The organism is Sphingobium sp. VMM (assembly GCF_056790315.1).
This window is the reverse complement of the sequence record NZ_JBXGSI010000065.1, coordinates 1-922: the sequence shown is the minus strand read 5'-3', so window position 1 is coordinate 922 and position 922 is coordinate 1. Positions and strand designations below refer to the sequence as shown.

The 922-nt window shown below is 64.2% G+C and carries 1 protein-coding gene; it reads right to left on the bottom strand.

Features of this window, described 5'->3' with window-relative positions; all coding sequences use genetic code 11:
* Positions 1-922 (bottom strand): acyl-CoA dehydrogenase family protein (locus ACUCV3_RS27315; protein WP_482241478.1); only part of this gene is annotated, 922 nt, incomplete at both ends.

The following is a 922-nucleotide window of genomic DNA, read 5'->3' as shown; positions in this document are numbered from 1 at the left end:
GACCCGCGCATAGGCGCCGGTCGTATGAGCCGCAAAGGCGCCGGCGGCTGCAGACAGGGAAGGCAGGGAAATGCCCCGGCCGGCCGCCAGTGCGCTCATGAGCATTTTCCAGCCTTGGCCGACGCGATCCGGGCCGCCGATGATGTTGTCGAGCGGGATGAACACGTCATGGCCCTCATTGGGGCCGTTCTGGAAACTCTGCATCGAGGGGATATGCCTGCGCCCGATCGACACGCCGGGAAGGTCGGTGGGGACCAGCGCGACGGTGATGCCGATCTCGTCCTGCCCGCCCAGCAGATGGTCGGGATCGCGCAGCTTGAAGGCGAGGCCCAGCAATGTGGCGACCGGACCCAGGGTGATATAGCGCTTGCGCCAGTTGAGGCGGATGCCGATCACCTCCTCGCCGTCCCACTGACCCTTGCAGATGACGCCTTCGTCGACCATCGCCGCCGCATCGGAGCCGGCTTCGGGGCTGGTCAGGCCGAAAGCGGGAATTTCGCGACCATCCGCCAGCCGCGGCAGCCAGTGGTGCTGTTGTTCCTTGGTTCCAAAACGCAGGATGAGTTCGCCCGGGCCCAGGCTGTTGGGGACCATCGCGGTGACGGCCGCGGACACGGATCGGGTCGCGATCTTGCGGACAATCTCGCTATGGGCGAAATTGGAAAAACCAAGGCCGCCATGTTCCTCGGGAATGATGATGCCAAAGAATTTTTCCTGCTTGAGAAAGTCCCAGGCTTCCTGCGACAGGTCGTGCGTTTCCCAAGTCATGCGCCAGTCGTCGATCATGCCGCACAGCTGTTCGACAGGGCCATTCATGAAGGCCTGCTCCGCGTCGGTGAGCCTGGCGGGCGGCACGGCAAGGAGCTGATCCCAATCCGGATTGCCGGTAAACAGGGCCGCGTCCCACCAGCTGTTGCCAGCC